19 protein-coding genes are annotated in these 20,601 nt (G+C 34.6%); 1 reads left to right on the forward strand and 18 read right to left on the reverse strand.

Annotated features, from left to right (window positions below):
- Nucleotides 1–8 precede the first annotated feature (8 nt).
- The 17 genes from rfbA to IGJ74_RS11990 all read right to left on the reverse strand — a co-directional run bounded on the left by rfbA (nt 9) and on the right by IGJ74_RS11990 (nt 16,596).
- Entirely contained in the window at nt 9–878 is an 870-nt protein-coding gene (gene rfbA / locus IGJ74_RS11910) for a glucose-1-phosphate thymidylyltransferase RfbA (protein ID WP_074535085.1), read from the reverse strand.
- Between the two features lie 36 nt (nt 879–914).
- Nucleotides 915–2,081, reverse strand: coding sequence for a nucleotide sugar dehydrogenase (locus tag IGJ74_RS11915; protein WP_137231621.1), 1,167 nt, complete (start codon nt 2,079–2,081; stop codon nt 915–917).
- A gap of 47 nt (nt 2,082–2,128) precedes the next feature.
- Nucleotides 2,129–2,989 carry a glycosyltransferase gene (locus tag IGJ74_RS11920; RefSeq protein ID WP_016628439.1) on the reverse strand — a complete coding sequence of 287 codons (861 nt, stop codon included), beginning with the start codon at nt 2,987–2,989 and terminating at the stop codon, nt 2,129–2,131.
- 115 nt (nt 2,990–3,104) lie between these two features.
- Nucleotides 3,105–4,214 carry a glycosyltransferase family 4 protein gene (locus IGJ74_RS11925; protein ID WP_430608444.1) on the reverse strand — a complete coding sequence of 370 codons (1,110 nt, stop codon included), beginning with the start codon at nt 4,212–4,214 and terminating at the stop codon, nt 3,105–3,107.
- 356 nt (nt 4,215–4,570) lie between these two features.
- Nucleotides 4,571–5,770: a hypothetical protein gene (locus tag IGJ74_RS11930; RefSeq protein WP_238703026.1), complete on the reverse strand. Its 1,200-nt coding sequence runs from the start codon at nt 5,768–5,770 to the stop codon at nt 4,571–4,573.
- Between the two features lie 15 nt (nt 5,771–5,785).
- Nucleotides 5,786–6,568, reverse strand: a complete 783-nt coding sequence (locus IGJ74_RS11935) for a glycosyltransferase family 2 protein (RefSeq protein WP_218193183.1) — start codon at nt 6,566–6,568, stop codon at nt 5,786–5,788.
- Between the two features lie 10 nt (nt 6,569–6,578).
- Nucleotides 6,579–7,730: a glycosyltransferase family 2 protein gene (locus tag IGJ74_RS11940; protein WP_137231625.1), complete on the reverse strand. Its 1,152-nt coding sequence runs from the start codon at nt 7,728–7,730 to the stop codon at nt 6,579–6,581.
- Nucleotides 7,731–7,742: 12 nt separating this feature from the next.
- Entirely contained in the window at nt 7,743–8,369 is a 627-nt protein-coding gene (locus IGJ74_RS11945; RefSeq protein WP_074535081.1) for a sugar transferase, read from the reverse strand.
- On the reverse strand, nt 8,362–9,480 hold the full coding sequence (locus IGJ74_RS11950) for a DegT/DnrJ/EryC1/StrS family aminotransferase (protein ID WP_074535080.1): 1,119 nt from the start codon (nt 9,478–9,480) through the stop codon (nt 8,362–8,364). The genes IGJ74_RS11945 and IGJ74_RS11950 overlap by 8 nt, the downstream gene beginning before the upstream one ends.
- 2 nt (nt 9,481–9,482) lie before the next feature.
- A complete protein-coding gene (locus IGJ74_RS11955; RefSeq protein WP_074535079.1) occupies nt 9,483–9,974 on the reverse strand; it encodes a hypothetical protein in 492 nt (163 codons plus the stop codon).
- Entirely contained in the window at nt 9,961–10,635 is a 675-nt protein-coding gene (locus IGJ74_RS11960; RefSeq protein WP_074535078.1) for an acetyltransferase, read from the reverse strand. The genes IGJ74_RS11955 and IGJ74_RS11960 overlap by 14 nt, the downstream gene beginning before the upstream one ends.
- Entirely contained in the window at nt 10,619–12,436 is a 1,818-nt protein-coding gene (locus tag IGJ74_RS11965; protein WP_218193184.1) for a nucleoside-diphosphate sugar epimerase/dehydratase, read from the reverse strand. Before IGJ74_RS11965 ends, IGJ74_RS11960 begins: the two co-directional genes overlap by 17 nt.
- A 12-nt stretch (nt 12,437–12,448) precedes the next feature.
- Nucleotides 12,449–13,213, reverse strand: a complete 765-nt coding sequence (locus tag IGJ74_RS11970) for a tyrosine-protein phosphatase (RefSeq protein ID WP_008378782.1) — start codon at nt 13,211–13,213, stop codon at nt 12,449–12,451.
- Between the two features lie 23 nt (nt 13,214–13,236).
- Complete coding sequence (locus IGJ74_RS11975) at nt 13,237–13,944, reverse strand: CpsD/CapB family tyrosine-protein kinase (protein ID WP_005234973.1); 708 nt, start codon at nt 13,942–13,944, stop codon at nt 13,237–13,239.
- A 9-nt stretch (nt 13,945–13,953) separates the two neighbouring features.
- Nucleotides 13,954–14,733, reverse strand: a complete 780-nt coding sequence (locus IGJ74_RS11980; RefSeq protein WP_008378786.1) for a YveK family protein — start codon at nt 14,731–14,733, stop codon at nt 13,954–13,956.
- A 15-nt stretch (nt 14,734–14,748) separates the two neighbouring features.
- Complete coding sequence (locus tag IGJ74_RS11985; protein WP_005234969.1) at nt 14,749–15,681, reverse strand: LCP family protein; 933 nt, start codon at nt 15,679–15,681, stop codon at nt 14,749–14,751.
- Nucleotides 15,682–15,726: 45 nt separating this feature from the next.
- Entirely contained in the window at nt 15,727–16,596 is an 870-nt protein-coding gene (locus IGJ74_RS11990; protein WP_086296841.1) for a hypothetical protein, read from the reverse strand.
- A gap of 860 nt (nt 16,597–17,456) precedes the next feature.
- On the opposite strand from IGJ74_RS11990, the gene IGJ74_RS11995 reads away from it, so the two are divergent.
- Nucleotides 17,457–18,926, forward strand: a complete 1,470-nt coding sequence (locus tag IGJ74_RS11995; RefSeq protein WP_016621502.1) for a helix-turn-helix domain-containing protein — start codon at nt 17,457–17,459, stop codon at nt 18,924–18,926.
- A gap of 299 nt (nt 18,927–19,225) precedes the next feature.
- Here IGJ74_RS11995 and IGJ74_RS12000 read toward each other — a convergent pair whose 3' ends face one another.
- Nucleotides 19,226–20,422 carry a 3D domain-containing protein gene (locus IGJ74_RS12000; protein ID WP_016621504.1) on the reverse strand — a complete coding sequence of 399 codons (1,197 nt, stop codon included), beginning with the start codon at nt 20,420–20,422 and terminating at the stop codon, nt 19,226–19,228.
- Nucleotides 20,423–20,601 lie beyond the last annotated feature (179 nt).

Genomic DNA, 20,601 nt, shown 5'->3' on the forward strand with positions numbered 1-20,601 from the left:
CCCCATGATTACGCCTCATTTGCTAAACGGAGCAGGTAGCGTCCGTATTGATTTTTTTTCAATGGCTGTGCTAATTCTACCAGTTTTTCTTTAGTGATATAGCCCATCCGATACGCGATTTCTTCTAAACAAGCGACTTTTAGATTTTGTCGTTTCTCAATCGTTTCAATAAACGTCGAAGCCTCCAACAATGATTCGTGGGTTCCGGTATCTAGCCAAGCAAAGCCGCGTCCCATTACTTCAACAGACAGTTTACCTTTTTCCAAATAAGCTTGGTTGATATCTGTAATTTCTAATTCTCCACGAGGCGATGGTTTGATTTTTTTCGCGATCTCTACCACGTCGTTATCATAGAAGTAAAGACCTGTCACCGCATAATTTGATTTGGGCTCTTCCGGTTTTTCTTCGATCGAGATGGCTTGCCTTTGGTCATCAAATTCAACAACTCCAAACCGTTCCGGATCATTTACATGGTAGCCAAACACTGTGGCACCCGTTTCTTTTTGCGCTGCACGTTGCAGCATTTGTGACAAGCCACCACCATAATAAATATTATCACCTAATACCAGACAAACACTGTCGTTGCCGATAAATTCTTCTCCAATGATAAAAGCTTGGGCTAGACCATCCGGACTTGGTTGTACTGCGTATTCAATATGGATTCCTAATTCATTCCCATCACCAAATAATTCTTGAAATCTTGGTGTATCTTGCGGTGTTGAAATGATCAAGATCTCATGGATCCCTGCCAACATCAAGACGGACATCGGATAATAGATCATTGGTTTGTCGTAGATGGGCATTAGTTGTTTCGATGTCGCTTTAGTTAATGGGTACAGACGAGTGCCTGAACCACCTGCTAGGATTATACCTTTCATTATTATTTCCTCTTCCTAAAAATCAAGCTATTATGATTAGTCTCTTCTAAAAATATCTCTCGTATAAACTTTGTCCTCTACGTCTTTAAGCAAAGGTTCAACACGGTTTGATACAATCACATCTGAAATAGCTTTAAATTCTTCAAAGTCTTTAACCACTTTAGAATTAAAGAAATCTTCCGCATCTAATGTTGGTTCATAAACAACCACTTCGATTCCTTTTGCTTTGATCCGTTTCATAACACCTTGAATTGATGAGTAACGGAAATTATCAGAATTGGCCTTCATTGTTAATCGATAAATTCCGACCACTTTAGGATTTTTAGCAATAATTTGTTCTGCTATGAAATCTTTACGAGTTGTATTTGCTTCCACAATGGCTCCGATAATGTTGCTTGGTACATCTTCATAATTTGCTCGAAGCTGTTTCGTATCTTTAGGTAGGCAATAACCGCCGTAACCAAATGAAGGATTATTGTAATGTGATCCAATACGTGGATCTAATCCCACTCCTTCAATGATTTGTCGGCTGTCTAAACCACGAGACTCTGCATAGGTATCTAATTCGTTAAAATAAGCTACACGCAAAGCTAAATACGTATTTGAAAATAGTTTGATGGCTTCTGCTTCTGTTGAATGTGTCAACAAAACAGAAATATCCTCGTCTAATGCATTCTCTTTAAACATATTCGCAACTTCTTGTCCACGATCAGAATACTCTCCAACAACAATCCGTGAAGGATGCAAATTGTCATACAATGCTTTACCTTCCCGTAAGAATTCCGGAGAAAAAATAATATTTTCAGTTTGGAATTTTGCTTTCAATTCCAATGTATATCCTACCGGTACAGTAGATTTTATGATAAATGTTGCATCTGGACGAATCAATAAAGCTTTTTCAATGACATCTTCTACTGTAGATGTATTAAAATAGTTTTTCTTTTCGTCGTAATCCGTTGGTGTTGCGACAATTAAGTAATCTCCAAATAAAACAGCCTCTTCAAAATCTTTAGTGAATTCTACGTTCAAATCATCTCGTTCAAGAAATTCATGAACTTCTTTATCTTCCAGAGGTGATTGTCTTTTTTGCAGCATATCGATTTTTGTTTCAACGATATCGTATGCCTTTACTTCTTCTTTTTGACTCATTAAAAGTGCATTTGCTAAACCAACATAACCTAGTCCAAAAACCGAAATTTTCATAAATGTTCACTCCTATTAATAGTAGTTTAGTTATCTACTATTATCATCTAAATTCTATTAGTTAGTTTGAATATAATATACTTTTCTAAAGTACCCATTGAAAAAAGAACTTTATAAACGCTTAGTTTCCAAACACTTATTCCCAGATATTCTTTTAAATAGACTATTTCAGAATATTTAATAATTTTTTGTCGTTTAAAAAAGCTTTTTATATTTTTTTTAACAGTATTCCCACCAAAGTGTGTTACTTGCTGTTTAACTATAATAGCAGCTTTATAGTCCTTTTTTTTAAGTTTAAAAAAAAGATTATTCTCCTCACCATATAAAAAAGTTCTTTCATCAAACAATCCGATACTTTGAAAAACAGAAGCCTTAATCCCAAAAAAACACCCTGAGATTACGTCAACTTCTTTGATATCTGAATTAAAATCTGAATCGTAAAATCTTGAGAGATTCAATTTATTCATAAGAAATGTTGAAAAAGCGAAAGTTTCAGATAATATATGGTAGTACTTTGGAAGCCTCCATGCAAAATTTTTAGCAATTTCCCCACTTTTATTCTTTATCAATCCACTTACAGCAACAAATTTGTTAGTATCTAAACACTCACAAATTTTCCTAATTGTATTCTCATCAACTTCTATATCTGGATTACTTATAATAAAATTATTAACCTCGTAATTTTTTAAAGCATAATTCAATCCAAAATTATTTCCTGCTGCATACCCTCTATTTTCTTGAGTTGAAAGAACCTCTATTCTATCATTAGACATGCTAGTCAAAAATTCATACGAATTATCAGTAGACTTATTATCGACGATAATAATCTTATCTAAAATTTTGTACTTCTCTATATTCTTTACATATTCTTTGGTCATCAACCAATCATTGTAGTTCAAAATAATCATTATATTCAAGGGAAATCCACCTTATATTTTATATTTAGGGTTTTTTATTTCTATTGGAATCCCTATGAACCGTTAATCTCATAAAATTTCAGAAATATGAGCTTAAAAATAAAAATTATGGTTTATTATTAAACATACTAATTTGATTAATTTTTTTTGAAACATTTTCCCATGAATATTCTTCATGATATTTTACGGCTTCTTGTCTAACCTTAGAAAAAATTTCTTCATTTGTTAGCAATTGTTGAATTTTATTTGACAATTCTTCAGCTGAGTCAGGTTCTTCCAGTAAATATCCATTTTCTCCATTTTGAATAAAATGTCTCATTTCAAATTTATTCGTACCGATACAAGGCAAGCCAAAGCTTAATGCTTCTATAAAAACTAAACCATACGCTTCAAACTTTGAAGGCATACAAAATATATCGCATATTTCAAAATAGTATTTTAAATCTTCTTGACTTAAATCTCCCAAAAAAATGATATTTGAATCCAATTCATAACCATTTAAATGTTTAGGTCCTGCTATATAAAGTTCTAGTTCATCAAATATATCATTTTTTAATTTTTTAAAGGCTTGGACTAAGACTGGTCCGCCTTTTCTCTCAAAATCACGACCAACGAATAAAATTCTACGTCTATTCTTTTTTCTGACAGTTAGAGGCAAAGGTAAATTAATTCCCCCTCCAACATGAAAAACTTTTTCAGCAGGAATTTGTTCTACGTTAACCAAAAAATCTTCAAGTGTTTTAGACATTGTTAAGATTCCTTTAGCTTTTTCATACCTTTTTTTTTGTATTTGATCTCTTTTTTCTAATTTAGCAATTGGGATATCTTGAAAATTACTATATTTAAAAGCTTCAGGATCATTTTTTCTAACATGAAGTAAAAATCCTACAGATAAGTCTTGATAAATGTAAGAATCTTCAATTTCTGCTAGATCACCAATTTGTAAAATAAATACCTCTGCTTTATTATCTTTTATTTCTCTATTTATATTTTTGGAGACCTTATTTAAAAAAGGCCAGTTAAAATTCATATTTTTCTCAAATTCTCCATATTTAATAAAAGAATAAGCTCCAAATATAATTTTATTTAACTTTGAACTTTGATGTACTTCGATATTTTTAATTTGGTTAGTTTTTTCTAACGATTCCTTTAAAGAATATGTCGTCCCTGACCAAGTTTTTTTTTTGTTTTTATCCCAATTTGCTACAAATATCATAGTTAATAATCATTCCTTTTATTTTTAATACAGAATTATTACAATACTTTGCTTTATGTTTTGAAAAGACTTTATTTATTTTTTAGCATTCAAAAAAATATTTGTACTTTCTTAATTTTAATTCTTCTAAGAATCCTAAGAAATAATTCAACTATTACAAAAAGCACTGTTCAAAAATGAACTTACTTAAATTTTTATCATTCTTTCGTTTGATGAAAATACTTACCTTACATTTATTTTGAGTGGCTTATCTTCAAGATAGCTATTTTTGAATTTTTAATAGTAACGATTTTTTAGATTAATTATTATACAACAACGTTATTAAATTCTTATACATGAAAAATTTATATAACCACCTATTTTAATTGATTATTTACATTTTTCCTAGCAATAAAGAGCAGTAAGATAGTACACCAATACCCTGCTGAAAGATAGCCACCTCTTTGAAATGAAAAGATTGTAAGCATACAGGCTAACCAAAAGTTTGTCTTCCCCATATAAAAAATCAACAAACAAAAAAGAATAAGTGGAATCAGTCCTAATTCTGTTAATAAATATGCAAATATATTAAAAATAGGTGGGGAATTGCCAATACCAATCCCTCCAATATAATCAGAAACATATTGCCAACTACCCACTATCCTAGCCGTTCCAGAACCATCGTTACCATTTATAATTTCATTAAATCTAATAATTATCGTTTGAGTTAACTCTTCTCTGAATATTAAAATTAACACAACAATACCAATAAAAAATAAAATAATTTTTCTATTGAATAATTTCTTAAATGATTTTGATTTTATCATTTGTATTATGGGAAGAATTGCTACAGTTAGTATCGTAGAGAACGAAAACGTAAGTAATGAACAAAAAATTATAAACCAATTTTTTTTATTACTAATTCTAAAGCCTACCTGATTAAAATATGAAAGAGCTAATGAAACCGTCAACATCATCCCTAAACCTTGCGGCTCATTTGATAATCCACGCAATCTTATAATTGAACTTCCACGATAAGTATAACTTTCAGCATCCTGTCTAGAAAAATACCAGAGAGCCCTATAAGGCAACCCAATTAATTGAGCTACGTATATATAGAGAGAGAGAATACACATTAGCAATGTATAGTTAATAAATATCTCAATTACTTTTTTTTGTAAATTAAATTCGGTTACAAAATTATATACATTAAATGTAAAAAGTAAAAAGACAGGTATTTTTATCAAATAAATCAAAGAACTATTTAAATCATAATTAGTAGTAGATATATTTATTCCATAAAATATGTTAGTAATAACAATTGAAATACATAAAATAAAAATAAATATTTGAGAAATTTTAATTTTATGGAAAAATACGCTTGAGCAAATCAGTCCCAAGATCAAAAAAATATCTGAGAAAGTTCCTCCAAATGTAGGAGAAAGCATCAAATCATTTAGAAAAAATGAAAGACATAATAAATGTATAGAAAGATGGGCCATAGTTTCAGAAAATTTATTCAGCACGGGTATATCCCTTTTTATGGATTTATCTATGGTCACATTAGGATAATTCACTAGCTCTTACCTCCTTTACTCTTTAAAGTTTTTCGCTCCTTGCAACATATATTTTAATGCTTCTATTCTCTTTACGTTATTACTACTATCGTATCTTCTCAGCCAAAATTGTAAAATAAGGAAAAAAGATAACTTTCCACCAAGAGCTTGGTATAATGCTCCTTTATCTACATAATATTTTTTATTGAATCCCTCAAACCACGAAGACATGTCATTATAAACATCAGAAATTGTTATAGGGATTGAATAAATTTTTAATTTAGTTTTTAGAGCACTCCATAAAAATAGTGTGTCTTCTCCAGAACCGTATCGTGTTCCTCCACCAAATAATAGTGAGAAAGATAGGTTCTTTTTTAGTATGCTATTTCTTTTAAATGTAAAAGTGACAGTTCCATATTTCAGTGAATTATAAAACTTTACTTTTCCTTCTTTTTTTGTAGTTTCTCGGATTTTATTTCCTTGATGAACTCTAACATTAAATATAATCATATCTGCATCTGGATATTTTGAATAGGCTTCGTTAATTATTTTTTCATATCCATCCACAAAAACTTCATCCTCATCAGCCATTACAATGATATCATCAGAAGCCCTCATCAAGGCATTATTTCGACTACGACCTACTCCTTTTTCAGACATAGAATAGAATTTCCAAGTCCTGTCATTTATAACTTGTTGTTTATATGAAAAATTTTCTGATATATTTGGGGTTTGATTAATGACAACTGCATTTGTTTGAATATTCATTTTTTCTAATAAAGACATATCTTTATTCATACTTGATACTAAAACTTCCATAATAATTACTCTACCTTGTACTTTCTGCTTTTTCCCAAAATGGTTTGGATTTTCCAGTAATCTCTCTGTAGCCACCAATTAGCTGAGCCAATATTGTCATTACATAGTAAGAAAGAAATTTTAAATATTTATTACTTGAATTTCGACCAACTAATGCTAGTAAATATGCCATGAGCTGTAGAATAAACAAAAAAACATATATTGAGTTAAAACTGTCAATTGCTAAAAACAGATTTGTTATAAAAACAATTACATGCATTAGATATAGATTATTTCTAAGTGTTCTATGTGAGATATAAAAAAGAGTAAATAATCCATGGTCAAAGAAATTATATTTATTGAGATCAATAAAATTAATCATTATTATTTTACGTGACATTCTAATTTTCCGATTAAACTCATCATTATCTGTTTCTCCTGCTTTTTCAAATGCTATTGCTTTTTCATTGTAAAAAGCTTTTTTTCCTAAATTAACAAATTTAGGTGGAAATATACTATCATGACTATAAATTGGATTGATTTTCATATATTCTTTTTTTCTAACAGCATATATACTTCCATTACCAGCTGTTATAGAGGCTAAATCTGATTCGATTTTTCTCATCCTAAGATCCAGATCCCAATAGGTGGATTCTGATTCACTTGTTGAATTTACACTATTATTAGTGTAAACTAGTTTACCTGCTACATATCCTATCTCTGAATTTGATAATGATAACACAAGCTCGGTAACTGAATTTTTTTCTAACATAGAATTAGCATCAGTAAAAACTATAATTTCCCCCTGAGCTACTTCTACTGCTTCATCCTGTGCATTTGTTTTTCCTTTTCGTTCTTTCACAACATGTAACTTAACTATTTCTGGAAATCTTGCTACATATTGGTTAACTATTTCATTCGTTGTATCTGTGCTATTATCAGAAGCAACGATTATTTCTAGTTTATTAGCTTCATAATCCAAGCTCAACAAATTTAATATTTTTTTTTCAATGACAGATTCTTCATTGTGGGCTGGAACTATTATAGATACACTTGGACGATAACTATCATCAAATTTGACTTGCTTTTTATGGATAAATTTATTCAAAAGTTCAAGCAATATAGGATAACCTATCATGGTATATACAATTAATATTAGAAATAGATAAAATAAGATTTTCATAATTCCCCCACTTTACTCTTCGTTACCAGTAAACCTTTCTTTGGTAGAACTGGTTGTCGAAGAAATACCTTCTTTAACTAGCACCTTTTTAATAGTTAAAAAGAAAATAATAATATCTTGTTTGAAAGTCACGCTATCGACATACTCACAGTCTAACTGAAACTTTTCTGTCCAGCTAATTGCATTTCTGCCATTAATTTGTGCAAGCCCAGTTAACCCCGGACGTACTAGATGTCTTCTTTTTTGTTCTGCATTATAAAGCTCTAAATACTCCACAAGCAACGGACGCGGTCCAATAATGCTCATATCACCTTTTAAAATGTTTATCAATTCTGGAAGTTCATCCAAACTAGTTGCCCGCAGAAGTTTTCCAAATTTAGTTAGGCGGATTTCATCTGATAATAAATTTCCCGCAGAATCTCTTTCATCAGTCATTGTTCGAAATTTATACATTGAAAATATTTTTTCATTTAATCCTGGACGCTGCTGTTTAAAGATAACCGGTGATCCTAACTTTATTCGAACTAATATAGCAACTATCAGCATAACAGGACTCAATACTATTAACCCTATCCCCGATAAAAGTACATCCAAACCTCTTTTAAAATATTTTTCATATACTCCTAAAGAATTATGCATTTTTAATCGCTCGCTTAATTGTTGTAATTACTCGTTGTAAATCTTCATCTGTCATCTTTGTATCTGAAGGCAGGCAAACACCTGTCTCAAATAATTTTTGTCCTACATTATTTCCAATATAGTCATATTTTTCAAATACAGGTTGTAGATGCATTGGTTTCCAAATAGGACGAGACTCAATATTCTCTTTCTCTAATTCATCCATTAAATAGTTTGGATCTATTCCATCAAGAGTGATTGCGGATAGCCAAAAGTTAGAAACACTATAATCATTTTCCGGCATAAAGTTTATTTGTGTCAGATTTTTTAATTCTTCTTTATAAAAGTCATGAATGTATCTTTTCTTAGCAACACGGTCATTAAGAACCTTTAACTGTCCTCTTCCAATTCCAGCCACGATATTACTCATCCGATAATTATAGCCTATTTCACTATGTTGATAATGACGTGCTTTATCTCTTGCTTGAGTTGACCAAAATCTAACTTTCTCAATTCGTTCCGCATCCTCAGAAACAAGCATCCCACCACCAGAGGTAGTGATAATTTTATTTCCATTAAATGAATAGATACCATATTTACCAAAAGTACCTGTATATTTCCCTTTATAAGTGGTTCCCAAAGATTCTGCCGCATCTTCAATCAATGTCACATCAAATTCTTGACAGATAGAAAGAATCTCATCCAACTGTGCAGCTAATCCATATAAATGCACAACAATGACAGCTTTTGTTTCTGGATACTTTTCTAATGCTTTTCTCAACGCTACAGGATCCATATTCCAAGTTTCTAAATCACTATCTACAAAGACAGGAGTAGCACCTTGATAAATAATTGGATTTGCAGTCGCAGAAAAAGTCAATGATTGACAAACAACAATATCACCTTGTCCAACCCCCGCCGCTTTCAGAGCCATGTGGATAGCAGAAGTACCTGAAGCTAATGCAGCTGCATGTCCAATTTTTACAAACGAAGCTAATTCCTGCTCGAACCCATTTACATTTGCGCCTAGTGGAGCAATCCAGTTAGTGTCAAATGCTTCCTTTACAAATTCTTGTTCATATCCTTTATCACTCATATGAGGTGATGCTAATAAAATTCTTTCTTTTTCCATTCTTACTCCCAACTTTCTATTACACGTGTAGGATTTCCTACATTTTTTGTATTTTTATCAATATTTCTAATAACAACACTACCCGCACCAACAATAGAACTGTCACCAATAGAAATATTTTGAATAAGTTTTGCTCCGACTCCAATTTCTATATTATTTTGAATAAGTGTGTGTCCGGAAATACTTACTGTTGGATATATAGAATTAAAATCACCAATTGTTGAATCATGTCCAATAGTAGAACCGATATTAATCATATTAAAATTTCCAATATTAATATCAGCAACAAAAGTTGTATTAGCCATTACTACATTACCTTCACCAAACTTGATATTGAATCCTATTAATGCTGTAGGATCGATTAAATTTGGAAACTTTAAATTTTTGTTTTTCTTTAATTTCTCTAGAATTATCCCTTTAATTTTAGGTGAGGCGACTCCAATAGCTACACCAATGGGTTCTTTCCAATTTACTAATTTATCAATTGCGCCCATTATAATCCCAACTTTCTATAACTCTCGCAGGCACTCCCACTAATTTTTTTTTATCATTTACTTTTTTTATTACTACACTACCTGCCCCTAAAATATTTTCATCTCCTATTTTAATGTTTTGAATGACCTTTGTTCCAACACCAATTTCGTTATATGATCCTATTTTAACATTGCCTGATATATTAACATTTGGATAAATAGAATTATAGTTTTGGATCTCACAATCATGTCCTATTGTAGAATGAATATTGATCATATTAAAATCCCCAATACGAATTCCTGCAGTAAATGTGGTATAAGGTGAAATTATATTTCCAATTCCAAACTTAACATCTTTCCCAATTAATGCTGTAGAATCGATGATATTCGGAAAAAACAAATTTTCATTGCTTTTATGTTGATTATAAATGTTTTCTTTGATTCTAGGATTTGCAATTCCAATAGCAATTGCAGTACCTTTACTTATCCTGTTTAAATAATTTAAATTTCCAAGAATGGGATAGCCAAGCATTTTTTTTGGGAGAGATTGATAATTATCATCAACAAAACCCAAAACTGTAAAAGTTCCAACTCTATCTAACAAAAATAAGATTTCTTTTGCAAATCCACCAGCACCAACTATAATCAATTCCGTTTGAATCACCTCATTTATTTGATTCATTTGCAAATTTCACGATTTCATTAGCCAATGAAGCACTCTCTTTAGGAAGTGCTTCTACAAAATAAAGTACCTCTTCCAATGAATATCCTTTGATATTTCCAACAAAAATTTTCTCAAAGACTGCTTCATCATTCCGTTCTTTATCTAGTAATAATTCTTCGTATAATTTTTCACCAGGCCGAATCCCTGTTTCAATAATCTCAATCTCTTCTTCGCTATAACCACTTAGACGAATCATATTCTTCGCAAGATCAACAATTTTCACCGGTTCGCCCATATCTAAAATGAAGATTTCGCCACCTTTAGCAAGTGCCCCTGACTGAATAACTAAGCGGCTAGCTTCTGGGATTGTCATGAAATAGCGAGTCATGCGAAAATCAGTCACTGTGATTGGCCCGCCTTTTGCTATTTGCTCACGGAATACTGGAATCACACTGCCTCTTGAACCTAAGACATTGCCAAAACGCACAGCAGAAAATTTCGTGCACCCTTTTTCATTTAAGCCAGTAACAATCATCTCAGAGATGCGCTTTGTTGCCCCCATGACGTTTGGTGGATTATTGGCTTTATCCGTAGACACCATTACAAAGTTTTTCACTTTCGCAGCTTTGGCAGCTTCAGCGGTATTTTTCGTTCCGTAAATATTGTTTTTAACTGCTTCTTTAGGATTGTATTCCATCAACGGTACGTGTTTATGTGCTGCCGCATGATAAACGATATCCGGTTCGACTTCCTTCATGATTTCAAACATCTTTTCTCGATCTTGTATATCGGCTATAACAGGAACGATTTCGGTAATATTATCTTTAAAATTGATTTTCAACTCACGGTCAATTAAGTAAATCGAGTTTTCTCCATGTCCTAACAAAACTAGTTTTTTAGGATTGAATTGAATCACTTGGCGACAGATTTCGGAACCGATCGATCCACCAGCACCAGTCACTAATATCGTCTTTCCAGTAATTTGATCTTTGATGGAGTCGATATCCAATTTGACTTCGTCTCTGCCTAGCAAATCAACGACATCGATTTTCTTCAAACGTGATGTGCTGATTTTTCCAGAGGCGATTTCTTCCATTGATGGCATCGTGTTGACTTTGACATGCAAAGGTTCAATTAAGCTAAAAATACTCCGCAATTTTTTCCGTGACAAGGATGGAATAGCGATCGTAACCATATTGATCTCATACTTTTGAATCAAATCAGGTAAATCACTGATACAACCCAAGACTTTTTTCCCAGAAAGATAAGTGTTTCGTTTATTCGGATCATCATCGACAAATCCGATAATATTAATATCACTTGCCGTTTTCGAACCTACAAAGCTATTATAAAGAATACGGCCGCCTTCTCCTGCACCGACGATCAGGGTATTTTTGACAACCTCATTGGACGTCCCCCTCATGTTTTTTCTTTCAATATAGATCCGCCAAATCAATCGACTAGCAATAATCAAAAAGAGCGAAAGAAAGTACGTAAAGATCACTAAGCGCACGCTATAGGTTTCATCACCGAAAAACAAGATCACGTTACAAGTAAAAGCGCTGCATGATACAGCCAAGAAGATAGCAATCATTTCTTTCAAGTTCGTGTAACGATTGATTCGAGAAAAAACACGAAACACGGAACCATAAAAAAGATAGAAACCGACAGAAAGGCTCACCGACATCAATGTAAATTCTTTTGGAATCGCCACAAAGGGTTTCATAAAATAAACTGCTGCTATATTCGCTGCTATGATCAATAAACTATCTACAACTATCAAAGTTACAATTTTTCTTCTTCTCGTTAATTCAAACAACCCAGTTGCCCCCTAAAATAACCCGAATTTCTTTTTTTTCACTTCTGTAAAAGCTGGAAAACTGATTTGATCCCCGTTTATCAAATCTTTTGCTACTTGTTTCATCAATGTTACTTTGAGCATGCCAAAATCTTGCTCAATTTGCTCATAAGCTTCTTTTAAATTAAAGGTGCGTTTTGTAACGCCATGAGCATCCGAAGCGACCATCTGAACAAGATTATGTTCAACCATTGTTTTTGCTGTTTTTTGGATTTCTTTTCCAAATACGCCGACATAACTTGGCGCAGTTAACTGTGCCAAACAGCCCATATCCAAAAAAGGGATGAGATTGTTAGGGTCTTTTCTAAAATGAGCATTCCGCTCAGGGTGGACAATGACTGGAATCTTTCCCAGCTGTAGTAAATCGAAGAATATTTGTTCTGTATACGTAGGCACTTCAATCGTAGGAAATTCTATCAAGATATACGTATCATCAAGATCTGTAAAAAGGATGTCATTTTTCTGTATATCCTCAATTAAATCTCCTGTTATCCTAACCTCTTGCCCCTCAAGAACTGTCAAGGGCAGGTTCCGTGCGTCTAATTCTTCTTGTAAAGAGGTAACGAGAGAAATGACCTCTGACTTCGGATTGCGGTATTTTCCATTGTTATGATGTGGGGTACAAAGGATATGCGTAATTCCTTGGCTAATCGCTTTTTCGGCCATAGCGATGCTCGCATTGATGTCTTCAGCCCCATCATCAATTCCTGGTAAAATGTGGCAATGTAAATCAATCATTTCTCTCGTCTCCTTCAAATTAATTAATTTCCATAATAATAGTAGTAACCTGAATCTTTCGAGTGTTCGGCACCGTTATAGACCACCCCAATGATTCTTGCTTGAACCATATTCAAAAGATCTCTCGCTTTTGTTAAGGATTCTTTACGTGCAACATTTTCTCGAACCACTAAGATCGTCCCATCTGCTTTAGATGCCATGATTTGTGCATCGGTGACTGCTACAACTGGTGGCATATCAAAGATAACCACATCGTAAAGGTTTTTCGCTTCTTCCATCACTTGGTTCATTCGTGCTGACCCAAGTAGCTCAGATGGATTTGGTGGTTTTGGTCCGCTGGTTAAGACAGATAAATTATCAATCACCGTTTTTTGAGCTGCTTCAAGGACGCTCGTTGAGGTACTTAATACGGTACTCAATCCACTCGCATTGTTTAAGCTAAATGTTTTGTATACAGTAGGCTTTCGCATATCGGCATCAACTAACAATACTCGTTGTCCTGATTTTGCAAAAACAACCGCTAAATTAGCTGAAGTTGTCGATTTCCCTTCACCTGGACCAGAAGAGGTAACAACAATGGTCTTGATTTGTTTATCTGCTGAAGACGCAAATTGAATATTTGTACGGATCGTACGATATTGCTCTGAGATTGGTGAAGAAGGATCAATTAGCGTGATCAAACTTACTGCATGTGTCTGTGTCCCAGTACGTTCTTGTTTTTTTGCCATCATTGTTCCCTCCTAGACCCGGCTACGACTACGGCGTGATTCTGCCGTTTTGTCGCCTTGCGGTTTCTTAATAAATGGTGCGCTTGGCTTTTTCTGAATGGTTGCAGCCAATTCTTTTGGTGACATTTGGGGTACAGTACCCAATACGGTAAAGCCTAATGTTTCGGTTACAAATTTATCATCTTTGACAGTTCGATCTAGTAGCTCCAATAAGAAGGCTAAACCGACACCGACCATGATCCCTAATACCAGACCAATGGCTAAATTTAGTTTGTTGTTAGGTGAAACTGGTGTAGTACTAGCTACCGCACTTGAAATGATTGAGATTTTATCAACATTCATAACATCTTGGGCATTTTCTTGAAAGACCAATGCTGTCGTATTGGCAATATTTTGCGCTGACACTGCATTTGTACTAGTTGCCTGAATGGAAAACATTTGTGAGTTCTGTGACTGGTTGATCGAAATGGATTCTTTCAATTGTCCGACAGTCAAGTCAAGGTTATTTTCAGACTCCAAACGATCCTTTACTTGTGTCATAACCAAGTCACTGACAATCATATCTTTATACGTATTGATCATTTGCAAGTTTGTATTCACATCGTTGGCATTGGTAGTTTCGGATTGAGGCAATGTCACAATCAACTGAGCTTGTGAACTGTATTTCGGTGTAATGACAAAGAAGGTGAATATCCCTGCTAAAGCTAAACCAGCAAACATTGAAATAAAAATAGCAGCTAAGTGTTTCCGTAGAATTGCGAATATTTCTTTTAAGCTAATTGTTTCTTCCATCTTTTCTCCACTTTCCTATTCATTCTCTAGATTTAGTTGAGCTTTCAACTCTTTTTGAACTCTTGCTAGTTCTTCGTCACTCACACGCTGATATGAGATGCCGTCTTGCATGAATCCTTCCCCTTGCAACTGATCTTGTTTGATCGTTTGAAAGGCACTGCGATAGTTAAATGCTAAGGTTCGCATGTCATCGAAACTCATATCTGTCTTCATGTTTTGCTCAACGGCATTTAAGATCGTTTGATATTGGGTGATTCCATCAAGACTCAAGACTTTCTTAACGATCCCTTCAACGATTTTACGTTGGCGTTCTTGACGCCCATAATCGCCGTTTGGATCTTCATAACGCATTCTTGAATAGGCAAGGGCTTGTTCGCCATTTAGTGATGTACGTCCGATAGCAAAATCAAAGCCGTCTTGCGAAAAGGTGATTTCATTATCAACTTCAATGCCGCCAACCGCATCGACTAATTCTTTCAAACCAGCCATATTGATTGATACATAATGATCGATCGGAATATCCAAGAATTTTTCTACGGTATTCATTGCCATCGCTGGTCCACCAAAAGCATAGGCATGATTAATTTTATCTGTCGTCCCATGTCCAACGATATCAACATAGGAATCTCTTCCAATACTCACCACCGTCGTCTGATTGTCTTGTGGGCTGATGGTCGCCACCATCATGGTATCAGAACGTCCTTGTTCGACTCTTCCTAAATCACCGGTATCGATCCCCATCAGTAAAACCGAGAAGGAATCTTTTTGGGATAGGTCGACATCATTTTCACGTAGACGATCTTCTCGATCACGTTCGACTGATTGATAGGTTTCTTGAATTGAGTTTGATACATCAAAATATAATTTTGCAGCGACACCGATCATTCCGATGACTAAAACTGCAACGATTGAAAAGATGATTAAAAAGATTTTTTTTCCTTTTGACATTTGCTTTCCTCCAGTTATCTCTATTTTCTTCGATACATCTTTAAATTAGTAAACAGTGTCTGAACTTTGATCTGTCCAGGTGCCATCTCCTGCGGATGTATCCTCTGAATAACTTTCCGTTGAAGCGGGGGGTGTATACGTGCTGTATCCTGTGTACCCCATTTGGGTAGCGACTTTATCTGCTAATTCGGTGAATTTCTCTTTCAATTCTTCGTTGCGAACTTTGCTGATACTGTCGACTGCACTCAGGTATTTTTCTAAGGTGACTTCACTTGTCACCTCATCCCCATCAAGCATTTCATCAAAAGTTTCTTGTAATTTTGCAATGCGGTCCAATTGAGTATCCGCATATTCTAAATAGGAAACAACTAACTCTTTCCATTTACTATCCTCAAAAAAGCTCAGATTTTCACGGACATTCCCAACATCCGTTTCTTTTAGATCAGCTCTAATGGTGACATCATTTTCAGCACTTTGCCAATTTGAAACACCTTCAGTAAATAAGGCTTCCGTATCCGCTTGTACTTTTAATTTTGCCTCGATGTCTTTTAGCTGATCATCAAGGGCGGTTTTTTCTTGTTGGATCTCCACTGACTCACTTGGTAGTGCATCATCATCGATCCCATAATCATCTGCAGATACTTTCACTGCAGAAAGTTTTGCGACTGTTTTAAGAACGTCTTCTTCTTTAAGATCTTTCCGCAAAAACGTTTGATCTTCGTTGCTGTAAAATTCAGCAATTTCATTTGACAACTCATTGATGCGATCTTTTTCGCTTGCAATCGCTGTCTGTGCATATTCGACTCGCTGCTGATATTGCCTTTGGTTATTTTGTCGGTAACCAATAAAACAAATTGTAACGGCGCCAATACCAACGGCTAAAACAGTCAAAGTCTTTATTAACGGCTTTCCCATGAACACACTCCCTACTTCAATTGTGCTTGTTTAAGCATTCTGCCTTCCTCTCACATAATAAAGGCAATTCTAGTTTATTATAAGAGAAATGTATCATTAAATAAAGGAAATTCCCGTTTTTTATTTATTAAGGTATATTTTTCGTCAATAAAAGACTTATATAATGCCAAACATCAGTTATTTTAAAAAACCATAAATAACGTCTACTTTACTTGACAGTTTTTTTAAACCCTCATTTTAAATAATGAATAATTCAGTTATAATCGTTGTTCTCATCACCTTTGAAGGTTGTCACATCATAGAAAAATAACCTTAAGAGATTATATTCGTTCACTTTCTCAACATCTTTTCATTATAAATAGAAAAGATAAGAAATTCAGAAAGTATTTTTATACACTTTTCTTGTTATTATAAATTAATTTGGCAAAGCTGAATTCTTTTCTTGGCGCACTTAGGGTTTCCTTTGCGGCTGCTATTTATTTACGTCAATCGTTCCTGTTAAAATTATAAGTTGTCTTTCGCAAAGTGACTTTTTTCTTCAATTCTGTTCCCCTTAATATTCAATCGCCCCCCGAAAAACAATAATCATTTAATCTTTATTCCACCACTAAAAACTTATCGTCTCGCCCACTCTCTGGCTATTCAATTTCCATCAATCTTCTTCGACATGCTGGAAAAAACGTGTTTCTACCTATATATATGCCGATCGTCAGTTGATTTATAGAAAATGCAAAAAATCTCGCATAGACTCAGGTATAGATTTCACCAATCGATGAAATACGTGATTTGTTTTTTCTTCCCTATCTTCTTTAAGATGAATAAGTAAGATTTGCGATTTTGTTCATGAAAGGAGCCACGTCTTGAGAAATTTTCAAATAAATTTTATTACTAATACTGCAACGATTCGATGGCTGAAAATTTTGAGGGCATTCGAGAAAAATTATCAATGTTCGACTCAAGGTTTGGCAAAAATTTCAGGAAGTACCACGCGAACGATCGTTACGGATGTGACGGATCTAAAAGAGTACTTTGGCGATTGTTTATCGATCGACTCTTCTCACAAGGGCTATATTTTTTCGATCAAACATTCCGCTGTGTATTTAACGAAAAAACGTGCACTGATTGCCAATGAGATTCTGTTCCATATCATCGAAAGTATTTTCCACAATGATCTTTATAGCTCATCTGAATGGGCTGAGAAATACCATATATCAGAAAGCACTGTTCTTCGCTATTTGCGGAAAGTGCAACCGATTTTTTCTTTCTATCGTTTGGAGATCCAAACCAATCCTATTTGCTTTATTGGTGAGGAGATCAATATTCGCAAGTTTTTCCATGATTTCTATTACGAATCGGAAATTACTGCCCATACGATTTTTCCGCCGATCGCCATCCAAAATATCACTGCTAGCGCTTTTTCTAGATGTTATCAACTTGACCAGCATGCTTGTTCATTTGGTGAATTCAATTATTACTTGTATATCACCTTTGAGCGCCATTGTGCGGGTCAAGGTATAGAGTTGCCTAAGCAAATAAAAAAGATATTTGAGCAATATAATGATTTTCGGCTATTTTCTGAAATCAACGAGGCAATGAGTGAACAATACCAAAAAGAACTTCCCTATGAGGAAGTCCTTTATTTGTTCTTATTGGTGAAAACCCGTCGCTCGATCAGCAATTTGGCGATCGAACAAACCTTTTGTAAAGAGTATAATCATTGGCCTGAAATTAAGCAGCTTGCTGCAGCCTTTGTCAAGGATTGTTTGCCAGATACTCAAGATAGCGCTCGTGACCGGCTCTTAGTAGAATCCTTTTTTACGGTAGCAAAAATCAAGCAATTATTATCCCCCTTATTAAACCATATGATTTCGGATACCGTTCATTTTGTCGAAGAGGCGTATATGGATGATTACCATCTATTTAAAAACTATCTGTTGACGCAACCATTAGCCAGAGAAATTTGGGACAGTATCACACTGGAACACTTAGGAACGAGTCTTACGATGTACGTTACCTCTATTAAATCTTTGTACTGGCAAGCAAAGAAGAATATCGCTTTTTTGTTTGAAGGCCCCTTTTATTTATGCCAATTATTAAAATGCAAATCTGTTCGTTATTTGCGCAGCTCTCGGACATTTTATTTTCCAGACTCCAATGAATTGTCGGCAGGCTATTTGGAAAAAAATCAAATTGACTTGATCGTCACCAACTATACGGAATACATTACCGAATATGCCCAAGACATTGATTATTTGCTATTCAAAACTTTTCCCGATGAACACGACTGGGAAGCTTTAGAAGAAAAACTGAATGCCAACTTCAATCCTTGATAAACGAAAATCTTGGCCCTTTAATTTTATGGGACTGAGGAATCATAACTGATTCTTCAGCCCCATTTTCATTTTAGGTATTAAAAAACATATCGTTCTCTAGTATGATTAGATCACCACAAAATAAATAACTGAGAGAACGATTGTAAGGACTTGTGAGCAATTTAAATCAAAATAGAGCGTATCGTTCGGGTCGGCACTGACACAGCGATACGCTCTCTACTTATGCCTTATTCTATTAAAAGCAAAAAAAGAAGCAGCCACTTCATTCAGTGAGCTGCTTCTTGCTAGTTGATTGATTAATCAAGAATCGTTACTTTTACTTGACGACGTCCCCATTGGATACATTGTGCTACGTTATCAAAGTGAACATCAATGATATTTCCTTTGATCGCGCCACCAGTATCAAGCGCTAGTGCTACGCCATAGCCTTCAACATTGACTAAGGTGCCTAACGGAATCACGCTTGGATCCACGGCAACTGCCATTGGATTTTTACGTAAGTCTGTACCGCTTGCTGTAAAGAAACTGGAGCCAGCTTCTTTATAAGAGTAGGCAGTTGATTCCATCATCAATGTCCGACCACTACTTGTATTGCTGTTGTTGCTATTGTTATTGTTAGTGTTTGTATTGCTTGAGCTGCTATTTGAGCTATTGTTACTGCTTGAAGAGCTGCTCGATGATGAGGTGCTGCTTTCAGTCGTATTGCTGCTCGATGAAGCAGCCGCTTGTGATTCAGAAGCGCTTGAACGTTCGGCAGCTTGGGCTGCTTCTTTTTCTGCTTTTTCTTTCGCTGCTTGTTCTGCCGCTTCTTTGGCTGCTCGTTCTTCTGCTGCTTTTTCAGCAGCTAAGCGAGCTGTTTCAGCTTCTTTGCTTGAAGCGATTTGTGCCAAGGTTGATTCGTTTTCTTTCAATTGGGCTTGTAGATTCGCAATTTTTGAATCCAGTGTTTTGGCTTCTGATTCTAATGCGGTTTGATTTTCTTTCAATGATTGCTGTGTTGACTGTGCTTTTTCTTCTAAAGCTTCTAGCTTTTCTTTTTCAGCTGTTAATGAATCGATCTTTTCTTTTTCCAAGTTTTGTAACATCGTCATCGCATAGGCACGATTGATAAAATCTTGGATGTTTGATGATTCTAACAGTACCGTCCAGTCTCTGGTAGCCCCGCCATTGACTTGGATGTCTTTCATACGTTCCGCAACGACTGCTTCACGCTTTTCAATTGTTTCTTGTGCAGTTTTGATTTCTGCTTTGGTTGTTGCTAATGATTCTTCATTTTCAGCGATTTGAGCTTTTAGCTCTTCTACCTCACTGTATTTCGCATTCACATCAGTCAATGCAATCTGTACTTCCGTACTGATTTCCTGACTTTGCTGCATGACGGCACTTTCTTGCTCTTGCAATGATTCAAGTGACTCAGCCTGCGCAAAGATTGGAGAAACGATTCCTGCCGCAAAGACAGCGACAACGATTGTTCGTAGTTTCTTTGCCTTCAAAAAATTCCCTCACTTCTCACTATGTTTTCCAACATATCCTATTATACAAATTCTTAAGAAGAATTTTATTGCAGGACCTTTACAATTTGTTACAAATTATCGTAATAGTGGGTGTTTTAATCGTCTGTTTCAACTAAAATCAGTCAGAAGTGGGAAGAATCAGCATTGATAAGGGTTTA

The sequence above is a fragment of the Enterococcus sp. AZ009 genome, from assembly GCF_050548785.1.
Lineage (GTDB): Bacteria > Bacillota > Bacilli > Lactobacillales > Enterococcaceae > Enterococcus_D > Enterococcus_D entomosocium.